The sequence below is a fragment of the Oribacterium sp. HCP3S3_B9 genome (genome assembly GCF_052064255.1).
Lineage (GTDB): Bacteria > Bacillota > Clostridia > Lachnospirales > Lachnospiraceae > Oribacterium.
Genome location: NZ_JBQHVY010000041.1, coordinates 1 through 3,444, shown reverse-complemented (window position 1 = coordinate 3,444; position 3,444 = coordinate 1). Strand labels below are relative to the sequence as shown.

At 68.0% G+C, this 3,444-nt stretch carries 6 protein-coding genes; all 6 read right to left on the bottom strand.

Annotated features, from left to right (window positions below; genetic code table 11):
- Positions 1-129: 129 nt before the first annotated feature.
- Complete coding sequence (locus ACTNC3_RS11260; RefSeq protein WP_441227482.1) at positions 130-624, bottom strand: hypothetical protein; 495 nt, start codon at positions 622-624, stop codon at positions 130-132.
- Entirely contained in the window at positions 621-1,166 is a 546-nt protein-coding gene (locus ACTNC3_RS11255) for a hypothetical protein (RefSeq protein WP_441042355.1), read from the bottom strand. Before ACTNC3_RS11255 ends, ACTNC3_RS11260 begins: the two co-directional genes overlap by 4 nt.
- 4 nt (positions 1,167-1,170) lie before the next feature.
- On the bottom strand, positions 1,171-1,992 hold the full coding sequence (locus tag ACTNC3_RS11250; RefSeq protein ID WP_441042353.1) for a PD-(D/E)XK nuclease-like domain-containing protein: 822 nt from the start codon (positions 1,990-1,992) through the stop codon (positions 1,171-1,173).
- Positions 1,993-2,106: 114 nt separating this feature from the next.
- Entirely contained in the window at positions 2,107-2,730 is a 624-nt protein-coding gene (locus ACTNC3_RS11245) for a hypothetical protein (protein WP_441227481.1), read from the bottom strand.
- 82 nt (positions 2,731-2,812) lie between these two features.
- On the bottom strand, positions 2,813-3,103 hold the full coding sequence (locus tag ACTNC3_RS11240; protein WP_432232230.1) for a hypothetical protein: 291 nt from the start codon (positions 3,101-3,103) through the stop codon (positions 2,813-2,815).
- A 136-nt stretch (positions 3,104-3,239) separates the two neighbouring features.
- Positions 3,240-3,444, bottom strand: a 205-nt coding sequence (locus ACTNC3_RS11235) for a helix-turn-helix domain-containing protein (protein ID WP_441227480.1), incomplete at its 5' end; no start/stop codon positions are given.

The window sequence follows — 3,444 nt, the reverse complement described above, 5'->3', positions numbered from 1 at the left end:
GTCGTGGGGTGATGGGTTGGCGGTGGTCGTCTAGTCCCATCGCGCCGGTGAGGATGTGGAGGGCGGAGCAGGCTGCCGGGGCGGGGGCTCGGCGGTCGTCACCCGCCCCGGGAGCGATCAGGGTGGGTGTCATGCCGCGACCTGGGTGCGTCGCGTGGAGGCGAGGTAGCGCCGCAGGCCGTCGTCGGTGGAGAGGTCGGCCATGTCGTGCCGGTGACGCTCAGACGCCGACAGGGCCTCGCCAAATGTGGACTGCCACCTTCCGATTCGTCCGCAATTGCAGCGCCACATCCAATGAGCGGGCGCGTCTCTCCGGATGCGGGTCCTGTGCCGGGGATGGAGCCATGCTGCGGCCAGCGCCCGCAGGTCGGCATCCACACGCGCCCAACCCCTCCGATAGTCGTAGTAGCGGTGGGATGTGCATCTGCGCTCGTGGCACAGCGTCCACTCCTCATACCGACGCTCGACCTCGGGGGCGCCCCACTGGTGGATGACGACCTCGCACGGCACTGCGCCGCGCCCGCCGCCCACCTCCTCCCCCCATAACTCGACGGCTCCGGTGTCACCGACGATGGTGCGCTGGATATGACCCCACGGACTGATGCTGGTCGTGACGCCGGTCACGACTCGCCCTCCGGCACGATCAGGCCCTCGTCGGGCAGTTCGGCGACGCGACTCTGGATCGCGGCACGCGTGGCCTCGTCGGCGTCCTGCCACAGGGCGCGCAGTTCGTCGCGGTCGGTGATCGCTGACACATCCACGGTCGGCGCAGGCTTTGCGAGTCGCAACGGCTCGACCAGGTACGCGGCCCGCTTCCCGCGCTTCTCTGTCAGCGCGAGGCGCAACGGCTGGGCGATGTCAGACAGGTGGCTGATCTTGATGCCGCCGACCCGCTCGCCGCCGAACTGCACGTCGGGGTCGCGGTACAGGGTGAGCGAGCGGCCCGCGTAGGCCGATGATTTCGTGCCCCACGCTGCGATGAGGACACGACGCATTGTTTTGCTTGGGCGGTAGGGCCGTCCTGGCATCTCGCGCAGGTGGATGTTCACGGGCTGCTCGCCGCCGGGCACCTGCACTCGGTCGACGGTGAACGTGCGCGGGCCGGTCAGCAGGTCCTCCGCGTTGAGCTGGTCGCTCTTCGGCGCGATCGTGTCGTCAATGTCCATCTCGTCACTCCTCTGTGATGTCGTCGTCGTATGCCCATGTGGGCGGGATGAGGGGCCTGATGTCGTGGCTGTATCCGGGCCACCTGCCGGTCTCGACACACTGGCGGTAGAGCGTGATCGCCTGCGCCATCTCACCTTCGCCGAGCGCCAGATAGGAGGGATCAACCTCCCACACGCTGACGAGGTAGGGTGCCGTCTTCTCCTGGGCGACGATGCGAAACGGCAGCAAATCGCCGGTCAACTCTCGGCGGAGGCGGCGATACCATGCGGCCTGTAGGTAGTAGCGGAATCGGTGGGCAGCGGCCAGGAAACCGCGCTCTGAGGCGTCGCGGGCGGTCTTGTAGTCAGCGGTCCACCCCGGATTCATGACATCTGCCCGGCCACGTAGCCATAGTCCGTCAATGCGGGCAAACATCGACTGCTCGCGCTCGCCTGCGAGGGTCTCGACAGCGGCGGGGTGGCGGTATACGACGCCCGCCATGTCCTCTGCGAGGCGCATCTCGGCGGGCAGCAGTGCCACCTGTCCAGATGCGTGGGCAGCGTCGCGCACCTCACGGGCAGCCTTGGTGCGCCACGACTCGGCGGCCACCTCGACCACGCGCTTGCCCTCGCCAAGAATGAGGGCATGGACGGCGCTACCGAGGTCGAGTGCCGCTGTGCGGGGTCTACCGTGCAGCTCGTGGTGCCGGAATCTCGCCGGGCCACCTTCTTCGAGGAGCGCCTTGGCGCGGCTAACGGACAGCGAGCCGTCGGGGATGGGGTCGGCGTGGTAGTCGGCGTCGGGGATGCCGTCATAGATGCCGGGTCGGGTGATGGTGGTAGGCATGTCAATGTCCCTGATCGGTGGGCAGCACTTCCGTCCCGATCCGCAGTCCGGCGCAGACCACGGGCGCGAGGATGACGACGATGGCCACGATGATGTCGAGCACGATGCGGCGGGTCATGACGCACCGCCGAGCGCGGCGAAGTCGATCCCGGCGGCACGCATCGGCTCGGTGAGCGTCGCGAAGTGGGGGGTGGAGATCATGTCGCGGACGACGACGGCCCATGCGGCGTCCCGTGCGGCGGACCATGCGGCGTCCCGTGCGGCGTACCGTGCGGCGGACCATGCGGCGGACCATGCGGCGTCCCATGCGGCGTCCCATGCGGCGTCCCGTGCGGCGGACCATGCGGCGTACCGTGCGGCGATCTGCACCTGGTCATCGGTCAGGGTGGGCAGCAGCGCCAGATAGGCGACCACCTCACGGCCACACGGCCCGAGCGCCTGCCACGCGGGCAGCTCCCGCACCACACGCCACCCAGCGCACCCGACCTTGCGCATCGCCCCGGGCACCACATCGGCCAGCGGCTCCACCTCCAGCAGACGGCTCGGCCACCCCATGCCGGAACAGTCGGCAGGCTCGGTCGATGCGGCCAAATGCCCTGCCGGGTCATACCTGGGCTCACCTGAGGGCGACGGATGCCACACCTCCACACCCTCGACCGGCCCACGCTCAGCCACCCACCGGAAGCCGAGGTCGTACCACGACGTGCCGTCGGGGCGGATAGCCTTGTAGTACGTCATCACACCCACCTCCTCGCAGCGGCGTGCCAGTTGGTCGGCAAGTCGTGGTCGTAGATGCTGTAGTCATCCCAGTTGATCTCGCTCACGATGCCGTCACCTCGATTTGGGTGCTCTTCCCGGGGCGTCGGATCGCCATCTGGATGACGCTCCGTCCAACATCGCGGGCGAACTCGTCACTGGGTCTGATGCACGAGAATCCGTTGAGCCATAGGCGCTCGGGTGAATCGTCGTCCTGGTAAAGGTAGGCGTCGCCGTAGGGCCAAGTGTTCGCCTCGGCTATCGCGGTGACGGCCGCCTCGATGCGCTTGCGGGCCTCCCGCATGTCGGTGATGGCCTGATCGAGTTCGACTAGGTGGGCTAGTAGGTCGCTCACGATTCGTCACCCGCCTCGATCCGCTTGGCGCGGTCGTGGTAGTCGGCGGGGGTGGTGGTAGAGTCTGTCATGTTGAGCTTCCTTTCGGGATTGCGTGGCCCTCGTCGTGACAGCGGCGGGGGCCGATTATTTGTGGTCAGCGGGTGGCTGACCTGCTGATGAGGCGCTCTACCTGATCGGCGGAGAAGACGACGCGCCCCTGTGGTTTGCCGGTTGGCTTGTGGCGGCGCAGCTTCCCGTCGGCGGCGAGCCGGTCGACGGTGGTGAGGCTGACGCGCAGCAGGTCGGCCACCTCGGCGCGGGTCATCCAGTCGCCGCTCACGACATCACCTCGGCAGAGA

Coding starts and splice junctions, on each gene's coding strand:
- ACTNC3_RS11255 (WP_441042355.1), bottom strand. CDS start 1,166: ATGGACATTGACGACACGATCGCGCCGAAGAGCGACCAGCTCAACGCG.
- ACTNC3_RS11250 (WP_441042353.1), bottom strand. CDS start 1,992: ATGCCTACCACCATCACCCGACCCGGCATCTATGACGGCATCCCCGAC.
- ACTNC3_RS11245 (WP_441227481.1), bottom strand. CDS start 2,730: ATGACGTACTACAAGGCTATCCGCCCCGACGGCACGTCGTGGTACGAC.